The sequence below is a fragment of the Acinetobacter sp. YH12108 genome (assembly GCF_013419055.1).
Taxonomy (GTDB): Bacteria; Pseudomonadota; Gammaproteobacteria; order Pseudomonadales; family Moraxellaceae; genus Acinetobacter.
The window spans coordinates 23896-48279 of record NZ_VPAW01000014.1 but is presented as its reverse complement, the minus strand read 5'-3'; the positions used below and the strand labels follow the sequence as shown (position 1 = coordinate 48279).

Annotated in this window: 23 protein-coding genes; 7 read left to right on the top strand and 16 right to left on the bottom strand. The window is 36.0% G+C overall.

Annotation, left to right across the window (positions count from 1 at the left end):
• Window positions 1-46 precede the first annotated feature (46 nt).
• A complete protein-coding gene (locus FTU46_RS10425; protein ID WP_005028670.1) occupies window positions 47-1903 on the top strand; it encodes a hypothetical protein in 1857 nt (618 codons plus the stop codon).
• Between the two features lie 48 nt (window positions 1904-1951).
• On the opposite strand, the gene FTU46_RS10420 is transcribed toward FTU46_RS10425, so the two are convergent.
• Window positions 1952-2353 carry a hypothetical protein gene (locus FTU46_RS10420; RefSeq protein ID WP_005028669.1) on the bottom strand — a complete coding sequence of 134 codons (402 nt, stop codon included), beginning with the start codon at window positions 2351-2353 and terminating at the stop codon, window positions 1952-1954.
• A gap of 49 nt (window positions 2354-2402) precedes the next feature.
• Entirely contained in the window at window positions 2403-2816 is a 414-nt protein-coding gene (locus FTU46_RS10415; protein ID WP_005028668.1) for a hypothetical protein, read from the bottom strand.
• Between the two features lie 266 nt (window positions 2817-3082).
• On the opposite strand from FTU46_RS10415, the gene FTU46_RS10410 reads away from it, so the two are divergent.
• On the top strand, window positions 3083-6088 hold the full coding sequence (locus tag FTU46_RS10410; RefSeq protein WP_005028667.1) for a DotA/TraY family protein: 3006 nt from the start codon (window positions 3083-3085) through the stop codon (window positions 6086-6088).
• Window positions 6089-6149: 61 nt separating this feature from the next.
• On the opposite strand, the gene FTU46_RS10405 is transcribed toward FTU46_RS10410, so the two are convergent.
• Entirely contained in the window at window positions 6150-6644 is a 495-nt protein-coding gene (locus FTU46_RS10405) for a hypothetical protein (RefSeq protein WP_005028665.1), read from the bottom strand.
• Window positions 6645-6887: 243 nt separating this feature from the next.
• On the opposite strand from FTU46_RS10405, the gene FTU46_RS10400 reads away from it, so the two are divergent.
• From FTU46_RS10400 to FTU46_RS10390, 3 genes are read left to right on the top strand one after another with little or no spacing between them, the layout of a single operon-like run.
• Window positions 6888-8900, top strand: coding sequence for a peptidoglycan DD-metalloendopeptidase family protein (locus FTU46_RS10400; RefSeq protein WP_005028664.1), 2013 nt, complete (start codon window positions 6888-6890; stop codon window positions 8898-8900).
• 22 nt (window positions 8901-8922) lie between these two features.
• Complete coding sequence (locus FTU46_RS10395) at window positions 8923-9333, top strand: hypothetical protein (protein WP_005005820.1); 411 nt, start codon at window positions 8923-8925, stop codon at window positions 9331-9333.
• A 14-nt stretch (window positions 9334-9347) separates the two neighbouring features.
• A complete protein-coding gene (locus FTU46_RS10390; protein WP_005028662.1) occupies window positions 9348-9773 on the top strand; it encodes a hypothetical protein in 426 nt (141 codons plus the stop codon).
• Between the two features lie 52 nt (window positions 9774-9825).
• On the opposite strand, the gene FTU46_RS10385 is transcribed toward FTU46_RS10390, so the two are convergent.
• The 7 genes from FTU46_RS10385 to FTU46_RS16735 form a co-directional block, all read right to left on the bottom strand.
• Window positions 9826-10470, bottom strand: coding sequence for a hypothetical protein (locus FTU46_RS10385; protein ID WP_005028658.1), 645 nt, complete (start codon window positions 10468-10470; stop codon window positions 9826-9828).
• The gene (locus FTU46_RS10380; protein ID WP_180104942.1) at window positions 10463-12019 is read right to left on the bottom strand and encodes a UvrD-helicase domain-containing protein; all 1557 of its coding nucleotides are present in this window, start codon (window positions 12017-12019) and stop codon (window positions 10463-10465) included. The genes FTU46_RS10385 and FTU46_RS10380 overlap by 8 nt, the downstream gene beginning before the upstream one ends.
• A gap of 3 nt (window positions 12020-12022) precedes the next feature.
• The gene (locus tag FTU46_RS10375; protein WP_005028652.1) at window positions 12023-12580 is read right to left on the bottom strand and encodes a hypothetical protein; all 558 of its coding nucleotides are present in this window, start codon (window positions 12578-12580) and stop codon (window positions 12023-12025) included.
• Window positions 12580-13149 (bottom strand): hypothetical protein, encoded by a 570-nt coding sequence (locus FTU46_RS10370; RefSeq protein ID WP_005028650.1) that lies wholly within the window; start codon window positions 13147-13149, stop codon window positions 12580-12582. Before FTU46_RS10370 ends, FTU46_RS10375 begins: the two co-directional genes overlap by 1 nt.
• A 12-nt stretch (window positions 13150-13161) precedes the next feature.
• Window positions 13162-13836, bottom strand: coding sequence for a hypothetical protein (locus FTU46_RS10365; protein WP_005028648.1), 675 nt, complete (start codon window positions 13834-13836; stop codon window positions 13162-13164).
• A 12-nt stretch (window positions 13837-13848) separates the two neighbouring features.
• Window positions 13849-14754, bottom strand: a complete 906-nt coding sequence (locus FTU46_RS10360) for a hypothetical protein (protein ID WP_005028646.1) — start codon at window positions 14752-14754, stop codon at window positions 13849-13851.
• Between the two features lie 122 nt (window positions 14755-14876).
• Window positions 14877-16406 (bottom strand): Type IV secretion system protein IcmP/DotM, encoded by a 1530-nt coding sequence (locus FTU46_RS16735; protein WP_024160802.1) that lies wholly within the window; start codon window positions 16404-16406, stop codon window positions 14877-14879.
• Between the two features lie 1081 nt (window positions 16407-17487).
• Here FTU46_RS16735 and FTU46_RS10345 point away from each other — a divergent pair.
• Together FTU46_RS10345 and FTU46_RS10340 are read left to right on the top strand one after the other, a co-directional pair.
• On the top strand, window positions 17488-18324 hold the full coding sequence (locus FTU46_RS10345) for a ParA family protein (RefSeq protein ID WP_005028640.1): 837 nt from the start codon (window positions 17488-17490) through the stop codon (window positions 18322-18324).
• Between the two features lie 9 nt (window positions 18325-18333).
• Entirely contained in the window at window positions 18334-19395 is a 1062-nt protein-coding gene (locus FTU46_RS10340; protein WP_024160785.1) for a ParB/RepB/Spo0J family partition protein, read from the top strand.
• Window positions 19396-19440: 45 nt separating this feature from the next.
• On the opposite strand, the gene FTU46_RS10335 is transcribed toward FTU46_RS10340, so the two are convergent.
• From FTU46_RS10335 to FTU46_RS10310, 6 genes are read right to left on the bottom strand one after another with little or no spacing between them, the layout of a single operon-like run.
• Window positions 19441-20268, bottom strand: coding sequence for a hypothetical protein (locus tag FTU46_RS10335; protein WP_024160786.1), 828 nt, complete (start codon window positions 20266-20268; stop codon window positions 19441-19443).
• The gene (locus tag FTU46_RS10330; protein ID WP_024160787.1) at window positions 20265-21371 is read right to left on the bottom strand and encodes a ParM/StbA family protein; all 1107 of its coding nucleotides are present in this window, start codon (window positions 21369-21371) and stop codon (window positions 20265-20267) included. The genes FTU46_RS10335 and FTU46_RS10330 overlap by 4 nt, the downstream gene beginning before the upstream one ends.
• 26 nt (window positions 21372-21397) lie before the next feature.
• Window positions 21398-21667, bottom strand: coding sequence for a hypothetical protein (locus tag FTU46_RS10325; RefSeq protein ID WP_005005884.1), 270 nt, complete (start codon window positions 21665-21667; stop codon window positions 21398-21400).
• 9 nt (window positions 21668-21676) lie between these two features.
• On the bottom strand, window positions 21677-22972 hold the full coding sequence (locus FTU46_RS10320) for an ATPase, T2SS/T4P/T4SS family (protein WP_024160788.1): 1296 nt from the start codon (window positions 22970-22972) through the stop codon (window positions 21677-21679).
• 27 nt (window positions 22973-22999) lie between these two features.
• Window positions 23000-23809, bottom strand: coding sequence for a type IV secretory system conjugative DNA transfer family protein (locus FTU46_RS10315; RefSeq protein WP_024160789.1), 810 nt, complete (start codon window positions 23807-23809; stop codon window positions 23000-23002).
• A 37-nt stretch (window positions 23810-23846) separates the two neighbouring features.
• Window positions 23847-24293 carry a DotD/TraH family lipoprotein gene (locus tag FTU46_RS10310; RefSeq protein ID WP_024160790.1) on the bottom strand — a complete coding sequence of 149 codons (447 nt, stop codon included), beginning with the start codon at window positions 24291-24293 and terminating at the stop codon, window positions 23847-23849.
• Window positions 24294-24384: the final 91 nt, after the last annotated feature.

The following is a 24384-nucleotide window of genomic DNA, read 5'->3' as shown; positions in this document are numbered from 1 at the left end:
ATGCTTATTAGTAATAGTTTAAGGGTGTGGTTTAAAGTATTTTTAGATGGATACAAATTTAGTTTTTTTCGATGACTTTAACGCTACTTCTAACACCTCTTCTGGTGAAAATCACCGTTCTTTAAATAACGTACTATTCTTCTTTCTCAACTATCATAAAGGTACGTTTTTAGCTGATACGATATTTTTTGATACCCACTATCAAACAATTGACAACCGTAATATTGTCGGGGTTTTGCCTGTTCTTTTTAGTATCTGCCAGATTGACCGTTCAGAAGGTCACACCGGGCAAATAGTCGATATTCAACAGGATCTAAATAACGTAGATGAAGATGATTATGAACCTGTAATTGATATAGATGATACGCAAACATTTAACTTGTTCTACCACTTCCTTAAACCATCCAATGATGCACCTGTAAAACCACACCTTAATAAACTAAAAGTATTACCAGACAACTTAATCGATTCGATTAAACACCATGAGCTTTTAAATTACATTCTTGCTCTCATTGAGAATAAGATCTGGACCGATTCTGATGTATTTAAGTATGAGTACAAAAATAGGTTTTTGTTTTGCGTTTTTATCTATTTGTCCAAGACCGTAGATCTAAGTTTTAATAGCTCTCACGCTTCTTTCACGAGCTGGCTTGAACTGCGTAACCTATCTTGGTTTGGTGCTAATGAAGTTGATACCAGTAACTTTGCAACATTAGAGCTTTATATACATGCCCTATCCTACACGCTTAAACTGGCAAACCATATTGTAAAAGCAATCATCAATAATAATGTGACGCCGTTTAAAGTTGCACCGCAAGAAGAATTGTTTTACTTTTTTGCTGAACGTACAGACGCACGTTCTCCTAATGAAGAGACTACACCGCCGTATACGCCAGCGGAAGATGATGAAACTTTTTCCACTGAACTTTCTAGTGCTCCAGTACCAGCACCGTCAAATAAGGAAACACCAAAAGTAACCGATGCTTATTTATTGGTTGGTGCGGATCTTGAGGATTCTGAGTCCACAACATCAGAAAAGAATGTGATTACTCAAGACTTCAACTACCAAGCACGTTTAAATGAATTATATGAGCTGTCAAAATTCATCAAAGATGAAATTATAGATGCTCCAATCATTTCTATTAATCAAGCGTGGAATATAGTGCAAGATAAATGGAAGTTTTATCTCGATACTTTTTCAAGTAGCTACTTCAATATGAATGATTTTGAGAAGACGGCTATTCTTAAACAATTGAAATCACTCAAAGCCAGTATTTTTATGAACTGGTTTGATATTAAGTCGGGTGCTGGCCAGCAAGTATTTATTGATCTAGTGTCATACGACACGTTTAAGATTGAGTTTCTTTCTTCTGAAGCTAAGATGATCCAAACTTACATGAAGAACCGTATTAAAAATCAGATGTATTTTGAAACTACGGCGCCACAACCAAAGTTTTTGAGAAATCTAAACAACTTATTTAATGAACGTGTCGATACGCAAAAAATTAAAGACATAGAAAACACTGAACTTTTGTTGAAGGTGAATGGCATTCTTGACGGTGTTACCAAAGATCTCATTGACAATATCAATCTGCATTTATCAAATGACATTTATCTTGTGAACTACTTTTCTAATGTAGATAAGGAACTGGAACCGCCCAAATATCACTTATTAGATATTTTGCTTCGTACTTCAGTGCTTAACCTTATCTATGTTTGTCCTACAGCATCACTCAATGCAACCAAGGATCTTCTAAATGCAATCACTGATCCTGAAATTGAGGTTTCAGCTTTTGACACATTCGACCGCAAACAATATCAAAATCAAATTGTAAAAGAACTCGCATGTTCATTCCGTCAGCGCATAGATCCATCTGAACTTTTGAAGCTAGATATTACGTAGATATAAAAAATGCCCATCATTCGGGCATTTTCTTTTTAATGGTTAGGCTTACCAAGGTCTAGGCTCTGGTGGGCGTGATGTGTATTCATTATCCATATTGTTTTCAGATTCATTGTCTTGGTCCAATTCTGGATCTGTTTGTTTGTAGCGGTTTTGGTAATCTTGCTGCTCAATTAAATCTTCTAGAGCCATTTCTTTAAAGTGACCAACAAGTAATGAACGTGTTTCTTCTTGGTATTCTGGTTCTTGCGCTAATTGACGTCCAATTTCATTCGGTAGTTTATTGTCGTAGATATATTTTAGGTTGGTTCGTTGTGTTTGTAGTGTAGGTTGTGGGTTAAACTCGTCAGTAAGGGAAACTACTTTAGCTTCACTAAAACTAGTGCCACAATTAAAAACGGCTCTGGTCGCGTCTTGAAGTATATCTTCTTCGTTCTGTATGTTTTCCATTTGGCTTAAACCCTTTATTAAAGTCAGAATCTTAAAATTAAGAGATGTATTAAGATACCCAATTATACTTCAATAAATTTTCAATTTGTACCTTTAACGCTTCTTGCTCTAATCTGTCTAAACCTATTGTTGCGATGTTCTCTAAAAACTTGTCTTTATACTCGTTGTAACTTTCTATATCGTCTTTTTTAATGGTTTTGTCTAGATTTAACGTAAGCATGAGGTTTAATACTTTTAATATTTTTAGGTTCTTCCGTTTTTTGAGAACTTCAATAGGATCTAATTCAAAAGTATTTATTTTATCTAGTTTTTCTTTATAAGTTATTGCCATTAAAGGATTTATGCTTTGGTTGAGTATGTAGGATAACTCTAAAACAGTTATATCTTTCCCCATATCTTTAGATACAGATTTCTTAATTTCCGACAGTAAAATTAAGTGAGATGTAAACTTTGCTTTATCCATAATAGTCTCTTGTATTTAAACTAAATCTTTAAAACAATTAGCAAGTCATGTTTAAACTTTCTGTATATACCAATAACAGTTTTGTGGTACATTATTGCTAATTTAAAAACCATTGTTATTTGTAATAAAATGGTTTTAATGATTCTTTGGTTAAAAGGTATTAAGCCTTTTAGTTAAACGTCTAACTTGTAATTTATAACACTTTGCTTTTAGTCGTCTTAAGTAAGCGATGTATAAGAAGCATTAAGAAAAACGGTGAGTTAGCTATGAGTTTATTTTGTCAATCGACAAATCCGAATTGTGATGGCGACCAAGCCGTTACTCTTCTCTCATCTATCTTTGGACACGACTTCATCAATGCGTTTATCAATGCGTCTGGACCAGCCTCGACAGTACCATCATCAGGTTTACTCACTAATATATTATTAGGCGGTGTAGCTAGTGTGGCAATGTCGTTGGTTTTGGTTTTTGCGATCGGTATTGGTTTAACAGCACTTTTGAAAAGCGCCCAGGACGGTGAAGCTTTCGGGAAAGATTCAAAAGTCACTACGATGTTTTCCCGAATATTATATTCGATTATTTTACTTTTACCTACGGCGTCCGGCTACTGTTTCATTCAAGTAGTCGTGCTAGGTATGGTGCTATGGTCAAATAATGTATCCAATACAATTAATAATAGAACGTTAGGCGAATCCTTAATGGCTTCGGCTAGTTTGTCAGATACGCACGATCATCAGCGTGACATCTTTGGATTTAGGAAAAATGCGCCTGTTATGCTTCGCCAGTTGCATTGTATTAACGTTCTAAACCAAGAGTTTTATACTCTACCGCCAGCATTCGGGCGCTATTTTAGTGATGGTGCTTATGGGGCGAATGCTAATCCTGGTGTTAGCATGACTGCAGTAGAGAAAAAGCAAAACTACATTGATAAAACCGCTAAAACTGCAAGTAACTGGACATCTGTTACTTATAACTTCGCTTACGCTGACAGCCGTTTAGAAGTTGGGGGCAAAAAAGAGCCGATCTGTGGCGGTGCTTCAATGAACGTTGTTAATCCAGCTGCGGTTAATGCTGAGTTAATGGACATTCCTGTTTATAAACTTCGCCAATCAGATCAAAACAAGATCAACGTTGCTTTGGCAAATGTTCAAGCTAAGTTACAACAAGAAAAGAACAATCTATATCGTCAATTCTTTATCGATTTAGAAAAGTGGTATATCGCATATCAAGTAAGCCCTAATGCCACTGAACAGGAAGGAACATTCCCGATTAGTAAAGCTGCTATGGATGCTTTCAATGCGCTAGTTGATAATTATGTGAATAAGAGTCATACCGTAACGAATAATGTTCTGACTTCTGAAAATGGCTATACTGCGGTTCAAACTGTTGTTAATACGCTAAATCAGCGCGGTTGGATGATGACGCCTGAAGCTCGTATTAAAGTAGGTCAATATCGCGCTATTGTTGAGAAGTATATTACTGAACCTTTGTGGACGTTCAGCCCTCCTACACTGAATTCAGCAATCATGAGCAACTCAAAAGGTGAAGCAATTTATAACACCGTTTATGTTGCAATGGATAATGCTGTTGGTAGCATTACATCCAACAATAATTGGGTGGCAAACGGCGATATTGCCGACTCTACCAACTTAATATCAATGTCTACCGATGGTGGTGACTCAAACAAAGTATCCAACATCGATCAAAAGTTTTCGGCATATGGTTCTGCTTGGGCAACAAACATTACTAAATCATTGGTAATGGGTGTATTGGTCGGTGAAAAAGGCGATGCGGAATTATTAAATAATAATTCGTCAAGCTCAAATATCAGCCCTACTACATTGCACCGCAATACGAATGTTATCCGTAATATTCAAGATACTGGTGAAGCAATCTTAGTCTATAAAGCTGTGGCTCAAGGTACTGTTGTCGGCATGAAATTAGTCGTGCTTACTGCTCGTTCTGGTTCTGCTCTTGTTCAATGGGTACCAGGGCTTAAGGGCGTAACTGAAGAAGGCACCAACGCTTTAGAATATGCCGTTGAAAATATCTTTGCTCCTATCCTTGGTCAGCTAGTAACGTATTTGACGATTCTTGGTGTGTGGATGGCGGTTGTTATTCCATATATGCCAATGATCTTCTTTGGTCTAGCTTGTGTAGGTTGGATCATCCATATCCTATACGCTGTGTGTGGTTTGCCTTTATGGGCGCTAATGCACATGATCCCTGAGCGTACTTTTGTCGGTAGCCAAACACAAGGTTATGTCACGGTATTAACGTTGTTCATGCGACCAATATTTATCATTGTTGGTTTCTGGATGGCTGAAATTATTATCGGGCCAGCTCTTGTTACGCTTACTGATATGTTCTTTAGCTACCAAGGTGCAATGAGCATCGCTTATTCATCTAATACGTTTACAGTTATCTTTACTGAGCTGATTACGTTTATCTGGAAGTTCTTCTTATATCTATTCTTGATGACTTCAGCGATCTACCTGATTTACGGGTTGGTATTTAGTGTTGCTGACCAAGTACAACAATGGATTGGTTCTGGATTGAATGGCGGTCAGTGGGGTGAAACAAACTCAAAAGAAGCTATTCAAAAGTTTGGTGGCGCTGCAAGTACGTTGTCTGGTCCATCTCCAGCATCTCGCCGTCCTTTACCGCCTGGTAGACGTCCTGATGGTGGTAAGGGTGGTCCAAATAATCCGAAAGGTGGTGGTGGTGGCAATGGTGGTACAGGTGGTAATACATTAGGCGGTACTGGTAGTACGACTGCATATAGCCCTGTAAACATGCCAGCTAGATCCGCTTCTTTTGGCGCTGCAACTGGTGGTACAGGTGGTATTACTCCAAGTGGTGTCACTGGTGGTACGGGTGGTAGAACTGGTCTTGGTGCTAAACCAACATCACCTACCCCAAGCCAAGGTCAATCTACATTCGGTATGGGTGCTACAAGTGTAAGTGGTACAAATAATACGCCTACTACTGGTGGTGGTCTATATGGTGCAAATGCTTACGGAAAAACAGCTTCTACGTTTAATCGTGGTGTAGCTAAAGCATCAGCATCTAAGACTGGTTCTACTTTCGGTAGTGTGAATGTTGCAAGTGGTACTGGCTATACGTATGGTACTGGTTCGACTCCTAATGCACGTTTTGGTGCTAGTTCTAGTGCAACCAAGAAATCTAATATTTCTGGCCGTAGCACTATGACTAATCGTGTGCGTTCAGGTTTAAGTTCAACTCTGTCTAAGTTTAAAGGTAAACCTTAAAATCTAGACAATAAAAAATGGTGCTTTATAAGCACCATTTTTTTTATCAAAATATTCATAATTAAAAGTTGATTTTCTGAATGTTGTTTTTGTTTGTAGAGTTAAAAATAAATCTACGAACGCCGATATTAACAAGTTGCTGTTGATCTTTCTCTAGCTGACCAACTGCATGACTGTAAGCACGGTTCAAATTGTTATATGAACGGTTTTGCACAAGTAAGTCAAAGTTGTTGATACGCTCTTCTTCTAACTCAATTTGCTTGTTATTAAGCTCGATGTCTTTTGCTTTCATTTGGGCGCAAACATTGTTGTACTTGTTCGCCAGCTCATTGTGCTTGCTTGTAACGTCATCAATGTGTGCGTTCGCTTCAGTAACCAATTCGTTGTACTGATTTGTAATACCTTTGATTCTGTTTTCTAGCATTTCAATGTGAGCTAACAAGGCATTTTCATTCTTCATGTGTACTTTGTTTTGGATTAAAAAGTCTAATCCCATTGAAGCACGGTCAATCGCTTGGTCGAAAGTAGCGCTTAAAACGTGTGCGTGATTTAACATATTTAGATACCTCACTACTTTTATTAAATTAAAATATTAAAACCATGTAACCTTATTCTTAAACCTATCAATAAGATTAACGCTATATGTATATACTATCTTAAAACAAAACCTAAAAACTTTTTTTAAAGTATAAAATAAGTATTTAATCGTATATACTTAATCCGTCCACTTAGCTATTAGGGACATTTAATAAGAAGTTAATTTATTTTAAGAACTTCCTTTAAGCCTGGCGATTCACTTATGAAATTTAAACCCTCATTTCAATTAAAGCCCTTGAGCTGTGGCATTAAAGTCGCAATTTTAGTGACTTGTTCGGCTTTTATTTATACCGCTAACGCCGATCCTATTTCTGAAAACGTAACCGCTACAAATGCTAATACGGCAAAAGTTCCTAACAACGCTCAAAAAATGATTTTCCATAAATATTCGATCATGCCGAATGATGGGCGCCGTAGTGCTGGTCGTTTTGGTGAATTTCGTTTGCGAGGGGGCGCTGCTGGTAGTCATAACGGTATTGATATTAGTCGTGCGAATCCTAATGACCTTACACTTAAAGCAATTGGTTCAGGTTCTATTGTCTCTTATGACACACGTTCATCTGGTGCAAGCAACCAATCAACCACTAACCCACTAATTATGCAGATGGATACTGGCGATCGAATCATGTATCGCCATACTGATCCATCGTATCAAAAAAAATATAACGCTTACCCTGGTCAACGTATTCAAGCTGGTCAAAACATCGCACACATGTCAAATAAAGGCTGTGGTTCATGTGCCGTGCATTTGCACATTGAATATGGTGTAAAGGCAAAACGTGGGCTAGATGTTTGGCTGAATAAAAACTTAGATCAAGTTTTTAAAAATCCATCCATTGCACTTCAGCAACGCGTTAAAGGATCTGCGCCATATGTGGGTAGTTCTGAATATAAGTTAACAGATCCTACGCCATATTTACCTCAAGACGTTGTGATTAGTGTCTCGCCACAAGGACAAGCATTAGAAAACAAATACACACCGTACTTGGGTAACACCATTAGGACTCAATGGAATGCCTTATATTCATCATCAACAGGAATCACCCTCCCCGTTTCTTCATCGGTAGATGGCATTGCAGTAAAACAAGGCAAAAAGCTTCCAGCACTTGCATTTAGTGGCGATGTTTCGATGGATGCTTATGGATCTGCACAAGTGCAAGTCGCTCAAATGATTGCTGACGGTACTATCTCACCTGAAGCAGCTGCAAGCGGTACCATTTATGCAAATGATGTTGCTCAATATGCACCGCCTAGAACTATTTTTGGTGGTACGGCTGATGATGTGGGTTTTGATATTGGTGCACTTAATTCTACGCCAGCAGAATTAATTGAAAACATTGGTACTGGACGTTATGGCAACTCTAAATGGTTTAATGAATTAGCAACTATGTCGATGATGGGGCTTTTGATTGAAAAGCTAAACATTATCAATGCACAAAACTATTTGACTAAAGAGATCCATAAACAAAATGAACGCTTAGAGGCTCTTTTGGCAGCTTATACAGCGTCAGAAACTCAACGCTATTCTGGCCGTGTAGATGAACTTTATACGAAAGCTGAACAACCAACTGTTATTCCTGAAGTAGCAGTAGTTGAAATGAAACAGCTTTTTGAGGAAGGTGGAAACGGGCAAGTTTATTCAGATGCACAAATCTTAAAAGGTGGACAAGGTACTCCAGATCGTAAATGTGGTTGGGGTATACCAGGTGCTTTTGGTGCGGTTAAAGATGGTATTAAACGTGTTTCTTTAAAACATGGTTATAACCCTAATGACGTTGCAGCTATTCTTGGTTTTGAATCTGCCGGTTTTAATCTTAAAATTGACAACAACGCTGGTGCATATGGTTTAAGTCAATGGACTAAAATTGGTATAACAGATATTAATGCTTCAGATTTAACAGCGAGAGGAATACCAGCTTCAATTAAATCAAACCCTAAGCAAATCACTACACTGAGTGCTCAACAACAAGTCGAATTATTAGATTTATATCTTGCAGTAAAAGCACGACAACGTAAAAGCGACTATAATAATAAAACAATAGCTGGGTTTTATGCTCTAGTTTTAGGTGGACCATATAAAAGCCCTAGTCGTGAATATAATGCGAACAGAAACCTCGATAGAAACCCTCGAGATGGTGTTGTGACTTTAGCTGAAGCCGTTACATTTGAAGGTATTGTTATGCGTTTATGCCCTTACTATTCTGAATACCCTTAATAGAGCAATTAAAGGAAATATTATGAAAAACAGATTTTTGTCTTTATTGGGTTTTAGCCTTTTAGCATGTGCATCTTTTAATGCTAGTGCTAATACTAGCTCAGACTCTATTCGTGCTGAACTTGAAAAACTGCGCTTAGTAAACGTTAAATGTGCTGCGGTTTCTAACGATCCATTTGATGCAAAACACCTAAATTGCTATACAAATGTTTATAACCGCGCAAGTCAGCTTGGTAGCCTTGCTTCTAAATATATTAATAATGAAGAAGCTCCGCGTGTTCTAGCTGATCACAATCGAAACTTTACTCAGTTACTTGCTAACTGCGATCAGTTATACGCTGGCCAGACTGCAAAGTACAAAACACTAAGCATGCAATGTAAAGCGACCAATAAATTAGGTTGGGCAATGTTTATTCCGGCATTAATGAAGTAATAAAGGATCAGGTTATGAAAAAGTTTTTAAGTTTAGCTTTGTTATGTGCTGCTACCATTATTACGTCATCTGCCAACGCTGGTTATAAGACCAAAGCTGAAGCTATTCAAGCTTATAACAAGGTACAAGCTGAGTATCAAAAATGCGTGTTTAATTATAATGAAGCGCGTGATTCTGAGTACGGTTCACCAGAACTTAAGTGCAATACACCATACAACCAATCATTAACACGTTTCATCAAAGACGTTCGTGCGGAAAGTCAAAAGAATGCTGCAGCTTGGCAAGCAATCAATACACAACATATTAAATTTAGCCAAAACTGTGATAGTCAAACTATGGTGAGCTCATACAATCCATCGTTTTTTATTCGTCAATCTTTTATGTGTGAATCCTCTGCTTTTACATCTTTAGCACAAGTGGCAATCGACCTTTCTTATTAATTTCAAAACATAAAAAGGGCATCTATAAGATGCCCTTTTTTGTCGTTTGGTTTTAGACTTTTTCTATAATTGTTTCGGTATCTGGTGTTTCAACTTCAAACCCAAAGTGAAGATTACCGTATTCAATTGCTTCTTCTACCCAATGCAAGCCCATGTTTTGCTCATTTCCTACTTTGCTTGAATCATAAGCCTCAAGGGGCATCACCCTCTTAATATCATTTTCGATGAAAAAATATGTATAACAGTGAGGGTGCACATATATTCCATCAAAATAAAATGGAATTAAATATCTCCCCTTTAATTCCTTAAACTGCTCAATTGTATGTTTACTTGAAGCAATTCCACCGCCTGAATCTATGACAATGCTTCTAAAAGATCCTGAAGGAATATCAACGATAGCCAGGCCATCGAACGTTTCTACACCATTTAATATCTCTTTAGTTTTGAGATAAACACCTGGTTCAAAATGGCGTTGCTTGAAATTAAAATCTTCCGTGAAACTAAAGATTGACTTTGTTTCCTTTTCAATTAGATGAAACATTTCAAGAAGTGGTGTGATTATATCTGCGACCTGTGAGCCCTTTTTCTTAACAAGCTCCATGATATACGGTTCGTGATGAAACTCTCCGCGAATATAACTAGCATTGTGACATGCCTGAAACACTCTATTTTGCAGAACTTCAACTTGATTAGGCATTTGAAATCTCCGTATTTTTTGAATTTAAGTGTTCCAATAAATCATTAATGCCATCTGTAAATAATATGTTTTTGGCTCGTGTTACGGTCACATACAACAGCCGTTTTTCATCTGCAGAAATCATTAGCTTTTTATCGAGAATTTTATAGTTAAAGCCTTTTGCGATTAGGACATTATCCCACTCTAAACCTTTACTCTTGTGTGATGTGCTAATGACCAAAGTGTTTTTTGGGTCAGTTTCATCATCAGCCATACTATTTTCTAACGCCCACTCAATCACTTGCCATGAGTATTGGTTTGTTAGATTCAGAAAGGTTTTTAATTCTGTAGTTGCCCCCTCCACTTCTCCAAACACTTGTATATGGTCCACAAGCTCTTGGTAGGAAGAAAAGTTTTGAAGCTCTTTACACGTTGGCCGTTTATTTGCTCTCAGTTGAAAAATCCCACTGAAAATATCTTTACTGCGCTTTCCATCAACCTCAAGACGTATTTTCTTTTCGCCATTAAGGTAGCCATGAAACTTAAAAAAGTATTCAAAAGCCGTAGCATTTGTTCTACAAATAATCGCGTTCAATGAAGATGGTGCATAACTTGATGTACTGAAAGTGGTAACTTTTGACGTTTTACTTGGTAAACCTTTTAACTGTCTGGTTTCACCAAAAAGTTTATTGAGAAGTAGATTAGCTATATCTGCAACTGCATTACCAAACCGAAACGACTGTTCTAAGTACAATGCTTCAAGATCTAGGTTCTGTAAAATATCTTTCGCACCCCTAAAGCCATATATGCTTTGGTATGGATCTCCAACAAAAATAACTTTTGCTTTTTGACGTTTGAGTACGTCTAGTATTAATTGGTCACTATCTTGGCTTTCATCTACCATCACGTAATCAAAATCAAGTTGTGGTTTTTGCAGTACCCACCACTTGAGATAGTAATCGTGTGTAATACCATAATCACCGTTTGGATCAACTACATCATTCCAGATCATTTTCGCAATTGAAGTGATTTTATCTTCAAGAACGTCATTGCGCTTAATTGATGTTTGTTCTTTTAAAGCTATGTAAGCATGATCATTGGTAACAGTCTGATCCACTGTCATACAAAAATAACGTAATGTATTAAGGATAATCAGCGCTAATGTTAGATCGGTGAGTTGTCGGTTTTTCCCGTTGTACTGAAATCGAATGTTTTCAAGCTTAAACTTTTGAACAATATCTTTAGGAAGTAACGTAGGTTTGTTAATCTTATTTTTCAGCCAACCAGGTATATTTCTGTAAGCTAGAGAATGGAATGTAGAACATGTGACTGAATTCAGCCCATATTCAGCGAATTTTTGATTAGCTTCATCTGCCATCTTTTTATTAAATGATAGATATAGTCCAAGCTTACCTAGTTGTTGCAAAGCACTACTACAATGGATCAATGTCGTAGTCTTACCAGTACCAGCAAAAGCAATCAATTTAAAACTGGTTTTTAGTCGTGTTGCTTTATCAATTGCTCGTTGCTGTTCACTGGTAGGTTTTTGAATAATTTTCTTCACAACCATTGCTTAATTTCGTGCTAAAAAAGAACTTGGTTTTTTGTTTTTCATTACAAGCACATCGCTTTCAACAATTTGCATCTGGCTTGCTAAAAAGTTAACTTGTTGCTTCAGTTCGTTTATATCGCTTTTTAGTTCAACTACTTGCACTTGCATCTCAAGGTTTGAATATTTGAGCTTGTTATTCTCAGTTTCTTTCTCTTTTAGTGCTGCCTGTAATCTTTTGATTTCCTGTTGGCTCTCTATGTTAGCCACATTAATATTGCTCTTGCTTTGAATATTTTGTGCTTGAGAAGATGTACTCTCAATTGCAACAGGTGTTGGCTTTGGTTGTACTGTGCCATTATATTTGGTTGTCTCTGAGATCTTATCCCATAGTGAATATGTGCGTAATGGCGCTGGTATATTTTGATTTGGTGTTGAAAAACTGGTGCGTAAAGCATTTGCACTGTCTTTAGATACAATGTCTCCAGAACTATTAATTTCAGTAAAGCCAGCATAAGCAAGTGAAACAACTGTTGAAACTGCTATTGCACCAATTACCTTAAAATAGTTTGATTTCTTCATTAGAATGCCCCTTTCAAGCGCTTATTTTTTGCCGTTTGATTTGATGATTTTCGAGTGATTGTGTTGTTTTCTAAATTGATAGAAACACCTACATTCATGACCTGATTTTTCTGTGGGTTGTATTGAATAAAGACCAGTTCTTTTGCATATTTCTTTGCGTGTGTTAAACGTTCAGCATGAATTTCATCAAGATTAAATCTGATTTGCATTCGCGATATATACAGCTTGAATAACTGATCATTTACTTCAGCTAAATTTAAAACTAAGCCTTTTTCATCTATAGAAGCAGACTCGAAAGTTAAATCATTTAAAAACCAATTTTCGGGTTGTATTAGTAAATAAAACTTTTCAACTTCGCTTGTGATTGCATATGAAAAACAAAACTCATTCACCTGATAGGTGCTTAAGCAAATGGTTTCATTGTTATAGCCACGTTTCATGTTTCGGTCATATGAGCTCAACCACCAAACTAAATAGTGTCGTGCTTCCAACTCTTTAACGGTTATTTGTGCTATTTCTGAGGCCTTTAGCTGTAATGCTTCAAGGTTTTCTATTCGTCTAGCTCTCATAGATATTTCACCTTATTTTTCTTGAAAGCATGAGTTATCAAAAGCCATTGAGTTAGGATCTAACCCCATGTTTTTAAGAGCCAAGGCTTTACCGTCAAGTTCAGGGTTATCAGATGTGCTTAGTTGTTGCGAACTTGTTTCTGAAGATGCATTTTTCTCATTAGTACCTGAACCTAAAAAGTAACCGCCTCCAGCAAAAACAACTACTGCAGCTACAATGCCCATAGCTGGCCAAGACGTTTTAAAACTAGAGAATCTATCTGCTAAAGATAAGCTGTATTTTTCTTCATTAGAACGTATAGGGCTGTCTGTAACATCAGCCTTATATTCATTTAGAGCTTGATGCCAAACTTCCTTTATGTAGCTCTGAAGTTCATATGTACTGAAACGAACCTTGCTTTTGTTTAAGTAATAGCATGGCTCACTTATAAGAATTTCTGTGTTTTCGTCAGACTTTAAGAAAACTTGTCCTCTAAACAAATTATTCTCGACCTGATCAAATCCTTTGATCGTTAATAGTAGATCCGTGGCCTTTGCATCTATATTGAAGATGCTCACCTGGCGATTTCTATCCGTATCTCCAGAAAGGTCAGAATCTAAAAACATAGACTCATTGTTTATCTTAGAGAAATAAGGTGAAAAGTTTCCGACAATCGATTGGAAAGCTTTCAATTGAGTTTTGTTCATCTCAATTCCCTCTTATTTGAAAATATAGTCAAGAGTGGCTGTTTCTGAAGTTCCTCTACGAGCTTCAACTTTTCCAGTCTTTTTATTTACAAAGATAGCAACTGGTACACCAGCAGTTAGTGGCTGTGGCTTTTGTCCAGCGCTACGAATTGCTTCTCGCTGTTCACGATCTTCTTTTGGCATTGCAACAATATCTTCGTGATAGAAGAAGATAGATTGAAGAGCGCCTAAGTGTTTATCCAACTCAGCAAGTTCCTGTGGTGTAGGAATCACTTTAATTGAGTTAATTTCTTCATCTGTTCCATTAAAGGTTTTATTAATAGTATCTTCAGATGGTTTACGAAGAATTCCAGCTGCTAATTGTTTTCCGTTTTCACTTTGGTTTAGAACTAAAGCTGGAATCCATTTAATAGTTGCACCGCTTTTAACGTATGAGCGAGAAAGGTTGAATGTTTCGTGACAATATTTACAGCGTGGATCGTAAATGATGTAAACAGTGTTGTTATCATTCGCTTTCCCCTCTTTAAACCCTGAAAGCGTTTTTACAGCTTTAAAGACTGGATGATTGTATGCACTGGCCAAATTCCCAACGGAAGCTGTTGGTTGTCGTGCTGGTGTATTCATTTTTTTTGCAGTTAATTTAAGAGGCTCAGATATATTTTTTTTAGTAGCAGAATCCCAAGCTGTACCATGTAAGATGACTTTTTCATCGGATGTTGTAAAAAACACCGCATTTTTCCCATTAGGTGCCTCAAGAATCCAAGAAGTTAAACCTCCACTAAAGGGTTTAACTTCTTTTACTTTGCCCATTTTTTGCATCTTAGAAGTAAGGTCCTGAGATGGTGCAGCGTAAGTAGAGATTGTAATAATACTAATAGCGCAACTTGCTACTATTTTAGTGAAATTATTTAAAAGCATTTTAGAGTATTACCTTTTAAGCCATGTTTTAGCAGTATAGTTAAAATATGGTTTTAAAAAAATAGTTAAATAAAAAAGACCGGTGTTTTAATACCGGTCAATTATAACTTATAAGTTTAAGACTAAAACCCTTTTTGCTTGTTTTTTTGTATTTCATCCTGTGGTATTTCTACGCTCACCATATCAAAAACATGATCGTCACTATACTTAAAATCATCTTTATCATTGTTTTTAGAGTTATAAGATCCGTTGTTTAATTCCTTGTCCGTAAACTCTACTACTCGAATAATACTGTTCACATCTTCAGCAGCTTTTTGTCTAGCTTCAGTCATGGCAAAACTCAATAATTCGTATTCAAAACCAACAAGGCCAATGTTAAAGTCTGGCTCTTCTAATGGCTTCCCTAATTTCACCTCAATTAGATAATGCGAGATTGGACCTAAACCCTCACTAAACAAAGACGGTCTACCAATATTCTGTATGAATGCGTATGCAGTTCGATTGTATAGTTTTAACCAGCGTATATCTGTTGGTGGCATTACACCTAGTTGTCTTGCTGTTAATACAACCTCACACAAAATAGTTCTTACATATGCATGGTTTTTAAAAATCTTAGTAGCAACGGGATGTTTAATGTATTTGTGAATTCTTTTTCTAAGGAAATCAAAATTAAACCCTACAAGCTTACGATCGCCCTCAACATACTGATTTTCAATTGCAAACAATGGGTTGTTAGGTATATTTTTTGTGCAAATATCCCAATAGTAATTAATTAATGTTGTTGAATCTTTTTTGATTTTACGGAACTCTTCATCATCCATAGATTCATCGGTTGCACATGCTACTGGTAAATACAAAGCTAGCAAAATTGTATCAACATCGGATAAATACGATAATTCATCGGGTGATGTTTCTTTTGAATTATCAAGGGTTATCCAAAGATCCCCTAGTTGTTCACGTAAGACATTTAAAAACTTCTCTTCATCTATGATAGGTACTGTTTCACTTTTATCATTATATTCTTTCGTTACTCCGTTGATTGTAATGTTCACAAGGCGCTCTTTAGTTCCTGTAATTAACTCATGCCTATTTGCAAACTCATAAGTTGAATCTAGCGCTTTAAAATGACCATTGTTCGTATCATATTTTGACAAGTCTAATGGACCAAAAACCTGTAAGTGTCTTTGGTTTGGAATTTGTTCCTCTATGAACTCTTCTAGGTTCATGCTTTTGATAAAGCCCCGTGCTGGATGCTCGCTGTTGAAGCGGTCATAAGCTTTCTTTATCCAAGGTGTTGCCAGCAAAAATATTAATAAATTCCATGCTTGACTGGCTTTTGAAATTTGAAAAATAGTGACTTCGCTAAACTTATTTTGACAAAATAATGGAAGCCAATTGTTTGTTGGTTTACATAGGTGTTCTGTTGAATACACCAACTCACTTAGTAAAGGCACGTAGTTAAGCCCGATAGCTTTGAATATGCTATGTATCCACCATAGAGGAATAATTAAAATGCCTTTTGTGTATACTAAAAACCCTACAATTTGAGGTTTATAAGCAAACCATACAGCCAAAAAAGCCACTAAAACCATAACAACAGTAAATATATAAATATGATTCTCATGTACAAGCTTATCTTTTGGATCTGCCATTTTATAGCCTATTAATATGTGTATTGTTGGGTATTATATAGTTAATATTGGTTTTAATCTAATTCCCCTTAAACCTTTTAAGGATTTTAAGTCTGGTTTTAAGCTCTTGACTAAAGTGGCATTTAATACCTTTTAAAGCTTAAATCAGGTCAATCTCAACACTAAGCCAGTATTCTTGGTCAAATACTAAAAAGAATGAATAAGAAGCCCTCCCCTACTAGACATTTAAGTGGATTAACCGCCTATATAATAAATTTCTCTATAAATATTGTTGGTAGTCTTTTTATTGAATAGGGCACTCCCCTACTCAGCTAATATAGATCATTTTCAGTTGTGCATTTCACAACGTCTACTCATTTATTTAACTGTAAGTAGTAGTAAGCCCTCCCCTCTTCTTGGCAACTCCATTTTTATCAGTCTGATAATGAATAAATCAACGATTTAGAATCGAAAAACCGTTATCAGCCTGATAATGAAAAAACCACGCCAAGGGATCTAAAGCTGTTATCAGTCTGATAATGAAAAAAACCATGCCAAGGAATCTAAAGCTGTTATCAGTCTGATAATGAAAAAAACCACGCCAAGGGATCTAAAGCTGTTATCAGTCTGATAATGAAAAAAACCACGCCAAGGAATCTAAAGCTGTTATCAGTCTGATAATGAAAAAAACCACGCCAAGGGATCTAAAGCTGTTATCAGTCTGATAATGAAAAAATCCACGCCAAGGGATCTAAAGCTGTTATCAGTCTGATAATGAAAAAATCCACGATTAAAAATCGAAAGCTGTTGTCAGTCTGATAATGAAAAAATCCACGATTAAAAATCTAAAGCTGTTATCAGTCTGATAATGTAAAAAACCACGCCAAGGGATCTAAAGCTGTTATCAGTCTGATAATGAAAAAATCCACGCCAAGGAATCTAAAGCTGTTATCAGTCTGATAATGAAAAACACATAAGATATGGACACATGTTAGGCATATAGATTGAAAAAGTTGAAATATATTAAAAATAAAGTGAAAAAGTATTTTAAATATTTTTCAAATATTGTATTGTTTGACTTTACTTGAAAGGTGATTGAAAAATGGAAAAGAACTCAGGAAAAACTTATATTTGTACAAGCATCCACTTTAAAGGTGGTGTGGGCAAAACAACATCTACGGTGAATTGTGCTGCTAAGCTTGGAAAATTAGGTTATACGGTTTTAGTAATCGACTTAGATAGCCAACGTAATGCAACAAAACATATTTCAAATGTTCCAGATATTAACGATATAGATGGCACTCTAAAAGATATTTTTGAAAACTATAAAACAATTAACATTCACGATGTTATACAAGGTCCAGATAAAACCAACTTTGAAAATGTGTCTTTGATTGCTTGTGCTAATAACATTCGTGATGTTGAAATCAATATTCAGCGTTCTAGTCCAGTTCCTAATGAAATTATTAGAAGTGTATTAAGAAAGATAAAAGGGGATTTCGACTTTATTTTGTTAGATTGTCCACCGCGAATGGAAACTCTAACTTTTAATGCTTTGTTAGCATCAAACAGTTTATTAATTCCATTACAGGGTGAATACAGTATTCAGGGTTTGGAAGATATACTTAACTCTATGGATGACTTAGAGACAAGCAATCCAGATTTAAAAATTCTATCGCCAGTACTAAACTTTTATAACAAGCGTAATACAGTGGATCTTACCTTGGCTGAAGATATTCGCAATGAATATGCTCAACCAAAATTGCAAGAAAAACTGGTAAATAAGGAATTAATCTGTATTCCAAATGCTACGGTTTTTAGTCAAGCATCATATGTTAAGTGTTCCGTATTTGATCTGGATGCTGGAAAAGAAACACCAGCAAAACAAGCAATTAATCAACTTGTAGATCTAATGGTTTCTGAATACAAAAAATTATAAGGTGCTGATATGAACTTTAAAGATAAAGTAAAAAGCATGAAAAAAACATCTGTTGCTAATGCAACAGGGAGTGATGCTCAAGTTACTGATGTAAAAGAAAATACAGCGACTCCAACCATAGAAGAGGGGAGTCTTAACCCACTAGCTAAGCGAGAAACAAAAAATATTGTTAGCGGATCTCATTTAGAATCAATCGACATTGATTTAATTGATCCATCACCTTATCAACCACGTATCATGAATAAACGTGTATATGAGAAGTTGCCAATTTTGGCTGCTGATATAGAAACTAATGGACAAATTAACCCGATTACAGTTCGACAGAAGGGTAATCGTTACGAGTTAATTGCTGGTGAGAGACGTTTTAGAGCAATTAAAGAGATTTTAAAGCTCAAGAGAATTACTGCTTTAGTTAAAACATCTATGAATGATGATAAAGCTGCTATAACAGCTTTATTGGATAATACTGCTAGACAAAATCTTTCAGATTTTGAAAGCATATTAAAAATCAAGCAATTATGTGAAGAGTTTGGTTATCCTTTTGAAAGTTATGAATTTGTTACTGAAAAATTTGCGATTGATAAGTCGAAGTATTTCCGTCTCAAATATATTCTAGACTTACCTGAGTTCATTTTGGACTCTTTGAACGAAGATCCTGAGCTAATTTCTGGATATATTGCTCAAGAAGTGAATACCGCAATAAATAAAGCTTTAGAAACTAAAACTGAAAAAGCAATTTTCGACTTGTTAAGACCAGAATGGGATAAATACGTTGAAGAATTTAAATCCACGGGCAAGCGTCATAAAGGATTTATAGCTATTTTGAGTGAAGAAGAAAAAGCAAATAAGGCGACTAAGCCTGAAAAAACTGAAGAAGCTACTACTGAAGAACAACCGAGTAAGATTAAATTCGATTTTAAGACAGATAAGGGCGTTAAATTTGGTTCTATGAGTTCTGAATGTGGTACCAAAGGTAAGAGTGTACTTAAGTTGCGAGTAGCCTTGGATGCAGATATTACAGAAGAGAAAGCTAGAAAAATTGAAGAGTTTTTTAAGAGCTTGAATGATTGAAGTTTCAAAACTTTGAATGAAAAAAACCGGCATTGCCGGTTTTTTTTATAATAGATCTGGATTAAAAGTCTGGTTAAGCCAATCCGAACTACTTGGATTGGTTACTGGTTTTGATTCAGATACGTTTTGACTTGGTTTAGCATTGTTAATTTCGGACGTTTCGGTATTTTGAGATGTTTCAACGGTAGGGGAGTGGTCCTGAATGTTTTTATGTTCAGTATGTTTAGCTTCCTTTATCTTAACTGCTTTTTGAACAGGAACCTCCTTGCTCTTGATAGAATTAGTTACGGGCTTTTTAGGTGATTGTTCAATTTGCTCCTTACTACTTTCTGGTATTTGTATGGATATATGATCAAGATACTTTTTTTCAAGATATTCAATATCGTACACATAGTAAGCAGTATTAAACTTGGTGTATGTTTCAACACAAGTACTTAAGCCAAACCTTAATAGGAAAGAATTGACAGAATATAGGCTTGCCATATCCTCATTAACTTCATACAACTTATAAAGGTATGAAAGCTCAATTAGAACCGCTATACCAGCATGTAAAACAGCAGTTATGTAATTTCTACGAAGCTTTCCTTGAGGATGTTTTTTAATTGAATTAAATAGTTTTTGATTTGCATTTTTATCTATTTTCATTCGTACAGGCTGTGCAAACGTCTCGTCTATTTCATTTTGCACTGGCGCATTTAGAAAAATCTTCTGCTTGTCAGTACAAAAGATAAATCCTAAATACAGCAGACTTAAACTAAAAGCGTTTAAGTCTAGACCTGGTAGATTTCTATTAACATTACTAATCACATCAAGATCTTCTCTTGTTAAGTGAATTAATTGATAGGATAGTTGTATGTAGTTTGAATCTGTCATTTGATTTCTGCGTACATTTTATACATGTATTTAGCTAACTTATATAAACCTTTAGCATTGGCGTACTCTGGTGATTCAGCGATTCTTACGTTCGGTAAGTCGTACTTTTCTTTAATCTCTTTTTCAAGAAAAGCTGCACCGCCTCCACAAAATAATACTAATGCTAAATCATCGCCTCCACCGATCTGTTTAGAGATAAAGTTATTTAATTCGATCATGAATTCGTTTTTAGCTTGCTGAATTAAACCTGTAATATCTTTGGCTTGAGATCCTATACCATAAGTTCCAGATTTTAGTGCGAAATCTAGCCAGTTAGCGTTAACTGTTTTATAGCCAGATTCAAGAATTAAGCTAGTGATTCGTTCATAGATGGTAAGAATACCAAGGTTACGTGATGTAGAACGATGGCCATCAAGCATGTTTCCTCCATCTAATGTGACTACAATATCAGTGGTTTTACCGCCAATATCGATTACAGCACATTCAGAACTTATTAAAAGATCACTATCTTCTGAACCGTTTCCGTGTACATCAATAATCTCATTAAAATAAGCTGTTTGAGCTTCACATTTAACAATATGTCTTTTAATGATATTAAGCGGTTTACCAGCTTTATGATCTTTTAAGTTGAAGCAAACATCACCATTGAGTAGAAAATTAGTTTTCATATCAATAAGTGGCATGTTTTTGGTTTTTTCAGGTGTGTAATAGCGACTAACAGGAAGTGAAGTAGCGATTGCAAACGCTCTACCATCATATGTTCCGATATGGTCAATATAGGCCTTAATTGCCTGGTGTATTAGTGCCTTGTTATATTCAGATGTCGGGTATTCGTCTGTTCTGGTATCCAGAGGAACACTACTATTGATCTTCTTACCAACTGTATAAAAGTTTTCATTTACTTTAACCACATAATAGTCAGTAGAATCCTCTTCGCCAGTGAGGACTTTTCCTGAATAAGCAATACTAGGAATAGTCAGTTTGATTTCATTTCCATCTTGATCTAGACCAGCATAAAGCTTTGTACCGCCATGTCCATCATCAATACCTAGAACAATATAACGTTCTTCAATCGCTGGTTTTTCATTTTGAGTATTTTTCATAAGTTTACCTTTCAATTTTTCAAGATTTACAACGAGTAACGTCTTCTACCGCGTCTAGTGTATTTATTGCCCCCAAAAACTAAGCGTCTAAGAGCAGAGGGGATATAGCTGTATTTGTATTTAAATACTTTTTCAATAACCAATGTTGCTACTATCAAGCCGATGAAAAGCATAAGTTTGAACAAGGAAAACTTAATAACAACAGCTAGAAAAGGTATAAACAAATATCCGTTTAAACCGCCCCATAGGATTAGATTTAATCTAAATTGCGACCAGTGTGCATATTGATCATCCATATTCGCCTCTTAATAAATCAGTTTGTAATAGTAGTCTTCATGCAAACGACCAGCTTTGAGTAGATCGTCAGCTTGTTTCCTGAAACTCTTACTGATGTTTGGATCTGAACCATCAGAATTAATCATTAACTCTCGAATAAACTTCTGTTGAGCATGAATATCATCAATTAAAAGCAATTCTTCTTTCAGTTGAGGTGATAAAATTAAGTGTTCCCTTACAGCAAATACCTTGCCGTTCACATCTTTAACAAGACGTTGAGCAATCAATGTATAAACTGAACCAATAATGTCAGCTGCAGCCTGAAGATGTTCTTCATGCTTAAAGCGCTTCAACATACGTGGAATAATTTTGTCTACGGTGGTTGCGTGAACCGTTGCAAAAACAGGGTGGCCAGTTAAAGAAAGTTCTAGAGCTGCAGAAATTGTTTCTTTATCTCGCAATTCACCGATTTCAACTGCAGCAGGACGTCTACGCATCGCCTCTCTATTTGCATCCGCAAAAGTCTCGAAGTTATTGGGGATTTCGCTTTGACTAACAATACTGTGTGTGCTTTCAATTGCGTCATACTCGTATTCGATAGGCTCGTTGTGAGTCAAAATATTTCCACGAATATGAGTATTATTTTCCAACACATAGCGAATATTTGAAGCTAGTGTTGTACTTTTACCAGAACCAGTGATTCCGCCAATGATGTAGCAACCATTGTGAGGTAGCGATCTTTTAATGAAATCTTCATCTAAACCCACTTTTGAAAAGTGAGGGGGAATGCCAGAAATTGTACGTAACGTTATCTGAAAAGAATCTCCAGATCCACGATACGAAGTTCGAGATACGTTCACACGAAAGTTATAACGAGTTTCCTTACCTGAAGCGTCTTTCTGCAGAATACGATATGCCTTATTAATAAACTTATTATTAATAAGGACTAAGTAGGCATTTTCATCAGCAATCGTTCTTAGGATGTGTAGAGCTTCATCACGATTGATAATACGGTGTGTTAACGAATATAACTCCAAGTCTTTCATCATTGTGATGGGGCGATCTGGACTAATGAAAATATCTGAAGCACCATGAGCTAATGCTTCATATAGAAGACTTTCAAATTCATCGCGACTTTTAAACCCTTGTTTCGGATCTTTGTATGTCGTTATGGCTGTTAATGTAGCCAAACCAAAACCACGGCTAGAATCGTAGTCTTTGCGAATGTCTTTGGTAGCTGTCAGAATCTTATTTTCAGATCCTTTAATCTTGTTAACATCAAATAATGCAGATTTTGCTTTTAATGTCGAAACCTTCATTTGCATTTAAAACTTCCAATTGAGTTAGCGAACTTAAGGTTCGCTAACAAGGTTAATTTTTGGAATTTGATAGCTAGGTGCAATTTGTTCAGGTTGGAGAATTGGTTTCCAAGTTTCAATATTTGAATTGAACTGCGGTAATTGTTGGATTTGAAGCAATTTCATATCAAGAGCAATAGTGTCTTGTGTAGAAGAAACAGCCAGTGATTGACTGCTAATTGCTGGCATTGATAACTTGCCCTCTAAAACAAACTTATGGAAAGTAACCATCCCCAAATAATCTCGTTTAAGACGATCTACTGCATCTTCAACAATATTTCGGCCCTCAACTAAACCCATTTCATAAGACTTAGCAGCAGTCTCTTTCCATATTTTTCGTTCTTGTTCGTTAGCTGGTAACATTTCTTTCGGAATGAAAGTCACGTAATCAACATTGCTATCAAGTGTAGGGAAAACAAGGTACTGACGCCAATCAGGTGCACGAGTACTGAAACGAGCTTGTTTCAAGATTTTATAAGTCTGCTTAGTCGTCTTGTACGACATGGCATTAGGTGTCTCAGTTACATCTTTTGATTCAATAATAACCGGGGGAACAACAACATCTTTGATCATGTAAGGTTTAAAGTTAAAGATTGTATCAAGGTTACGCTCTTGGCTTTTGATGACCTCACGAGCGTTGCTTAAATAAGTATTGATCCCTAACTTAATACCTTTTTGCTTAACTAATTCAAGCATGGCTTCATAACGAGCTTGCTGTTCAACATTACTAACATGAACTTCTAAAGAAGACTGGTTAGATGGGTTTAGTAGCTCTTGTAATGAAGCATTATTAGAGTAGTCCATAAAAACTCCAGATATGTATAAAAGGATTTAAAGGGTATTAGTTATAAGTCAATAAAATACTTTTATTTTGATGATCTAGAGTTATCGAAGCAGTATTTAAATATGCAGAAACATCGCGTAAAGCTTCTACACCAGTAAGACGCTTTTTATTAAAATTAACAATTGGAAGCTCATGAGTAGGACCAGCTTCTACAAAACGGTATCCGTATTGGCTAGAAATACTTTTAATTAAAGGTATTGGATCGCCTATGTAGTCGATATTTAAAAGGTCATGGTTGATGCTACCTTGTTTCTTCTGAACAGTTTGCATTTGAATTGCAGAAGAGTTCTTTAAGTTCTGTTGTGCAATTAAAGCCTCTTGAGATGCTTCAGATATAATAGATAAAGGGCTTGCTACGTTTAATTGCGTTACATCACGACTAGCACACCCAGACATCATTAAACCAATTACAAGAACGCTTAAAAGCTTTTTATTGTGCTTCATTTTTACTCCGGATTAAGTGGGTATAAAGACAAAATGATTTTAGTCTAAAAACTATTAAAATGCACTTTATTAATTATAAAAAATCCCTTAA

What these genes read in the sequence shown, in the direction of transcription:
- FTU46_RS10370 (WP_005028650.1), bottom strand. Translation starts at nt 13,149, where the DNA reads ATGAGAGCTAGACGAATAGAAAACCTTGAAGCATTACAGCTAAAGGCC.
- FTU46_RS10365 (WP_005028648.1), bottom strand. Translation starts at nt 13,836, where the DNA reads ATGAACAAAACTCAATTGAAAGCTTTCCAATCGATTGTCGGAAACTTT.
- FTU46_RS10330 (WP_024160787.1), bottom strand. Translation starts at nt 21,371, where the DNA reads ATGAAAAATACTCAAAATGAAAAACCAGCGATTGAAGAACGTTATATT.
- FTU46_RS10395 (WP_005005820.1), top strand. Translation starts at nt 8,923, where the DNA reads ATGAAAAACAGATTTTTGTCTTTATTGGGTTTTAGCCTTTTAGCATGT.
- FTU46_RS10315 (WP_024160789.1), bottom strand. Translation starts at nt 23,809, where the DNA reads ATGGACTACTCTAATAATGCTTCATTACAAGAGCTACTAAACCCATCT.
- FTU46_RS10400 (WP_005028664.1), top strand. Translation starts at nt 6,888, where the DNA reads ATGAAATTTAAACCCTCATTTCAATTAAAGCCCTTGAGCTGTGGCATT.
- FTU46_RS10320 (WP_024160788.1), bottom strand. Translation starts at nt 22,972, where the DNA reads ATGCAAATGAAGGTTTCGACATTAAAAGCAAAATCTGCATTATTTGAT.
- FTU46_RS10340 (WP_024160785.1), top strand. Translation starts at nt 18,334, where the DNA reads ATGAACTTTAAAGATAAAGTAAAAAGCATGAAAAAAACATCTGTTGCT.
- FTU46_RS10380 (WP_180104942.1), bottom strand. Translation starts at nt 12,019, where the DNA reads ATGGTTGTGAAGAAAATTATTCAAAAACCTACCAGTGAACAGCAACGA.
- FTU46_RS16735 (WP_024160802.1), bottom strand. Translation starts at nt 16,406, where the DNA reads ATGGCAGATCCAAAAGATAAGCTTGTACATGAGAATCATATTTATATA.
- FTU46_RS10385 (WP_005028658.1), bottom strand. Translation starts at nt 10,470, where the DNA reads ATGCCTAATCAAGTTGAAGTTCTGCAAAATAGAGTGTTTCAGGCATGT.
- FTU46_RS10345 (WP_005028640.1), top strand. Translation starts at nt 17,488, where the DNA reads ATGGAAAAGAACTCAGGAAAAACTTATATTTGTACAAGCATCCACTTT.
- FTU46_RS10410 (WP_005028667.1), top strand. Translation starts at nt 3,083, where the DNA reads ATGAGTTTATTTTGTCAATCGACAAATCCGAATTGTGATGGCGACCAA.
- FTU46_RS10405 (WP_005028665.1), bottom strand. Translation starts at nt 6,644, where the DNA reads ATGTTAAATCACGCACACGTTTTAAGCGCTACTTTCGACCAAGCGATT.
- FTU46_RS10375 (WP_005028652.1), bottom strand. Translation starts at nt 12,580, where the DNA reads ATGAAGAAATCAAACTATTTTAAGGTAATTGGTGCAATAGCAGTTTCA.
- FTU46_RS10425 (WP_005028670.1), top strand. Translation starts at nt 47, where the DNA reads ATGGATACAAATTTAGTTTTTTTCGATGACTTTAACGCTACTTCTAAC.
- FTU46_RS10420 (WP_005028669.1), bottom strand. Translation starts at nt 2,353, where the DNA reads ATGGAAAACATACAGAACGAAGAAGATATACTTCAAGACGCGACCAGA.
- FTU46_RS10325 (WP_005005884.1), bottom strand. Translation starts at nt 21,667, where the DNA reads ATGGATGATCAATATGCACACTGGTCGCAATTTAGATTAAATCTAATC.
- FTU46_RS10390 (WP_005028662.1), top strand. Translation starts at nt 9,348, where the DNA reads ATGAAAAAGTTTTTAAGTTTAGCTTTGTTATGTGCTGCTACCATTATT.
- FTU46_RS10415 (WP_005028668.1), bottom strand. Translation starts at nt 2,816, where the DNA reads ATGGATAAAGCAAAGTTTACATCTCACTTAATTTTACTGTCGGAAATT.
- FTU46_RS10310 (WP_024160790.1), bottom strand. Translation starts at nt 24,293, where the DNA reads ATGAAGCACAATAAAAAGCTTTTAAGCGTTCTTGTAATTGGTTTAATG.
- FTU46_RS10360 (WP_005028646.1), bottom strand. Translation starts at nt 14,754, where the DNA reads ATGCTTTTAAATAATTTCACTAAAATAGTAGCAAGTTGCGCTATTAGT.
- FTU46_RS10335 (WP_024160786.1), bottom strand. Translation starts at nt 20,268, where the DNA reads ATGACAGATTCAAACTACATACAACTATCCTATCAATTAATTCACTTA.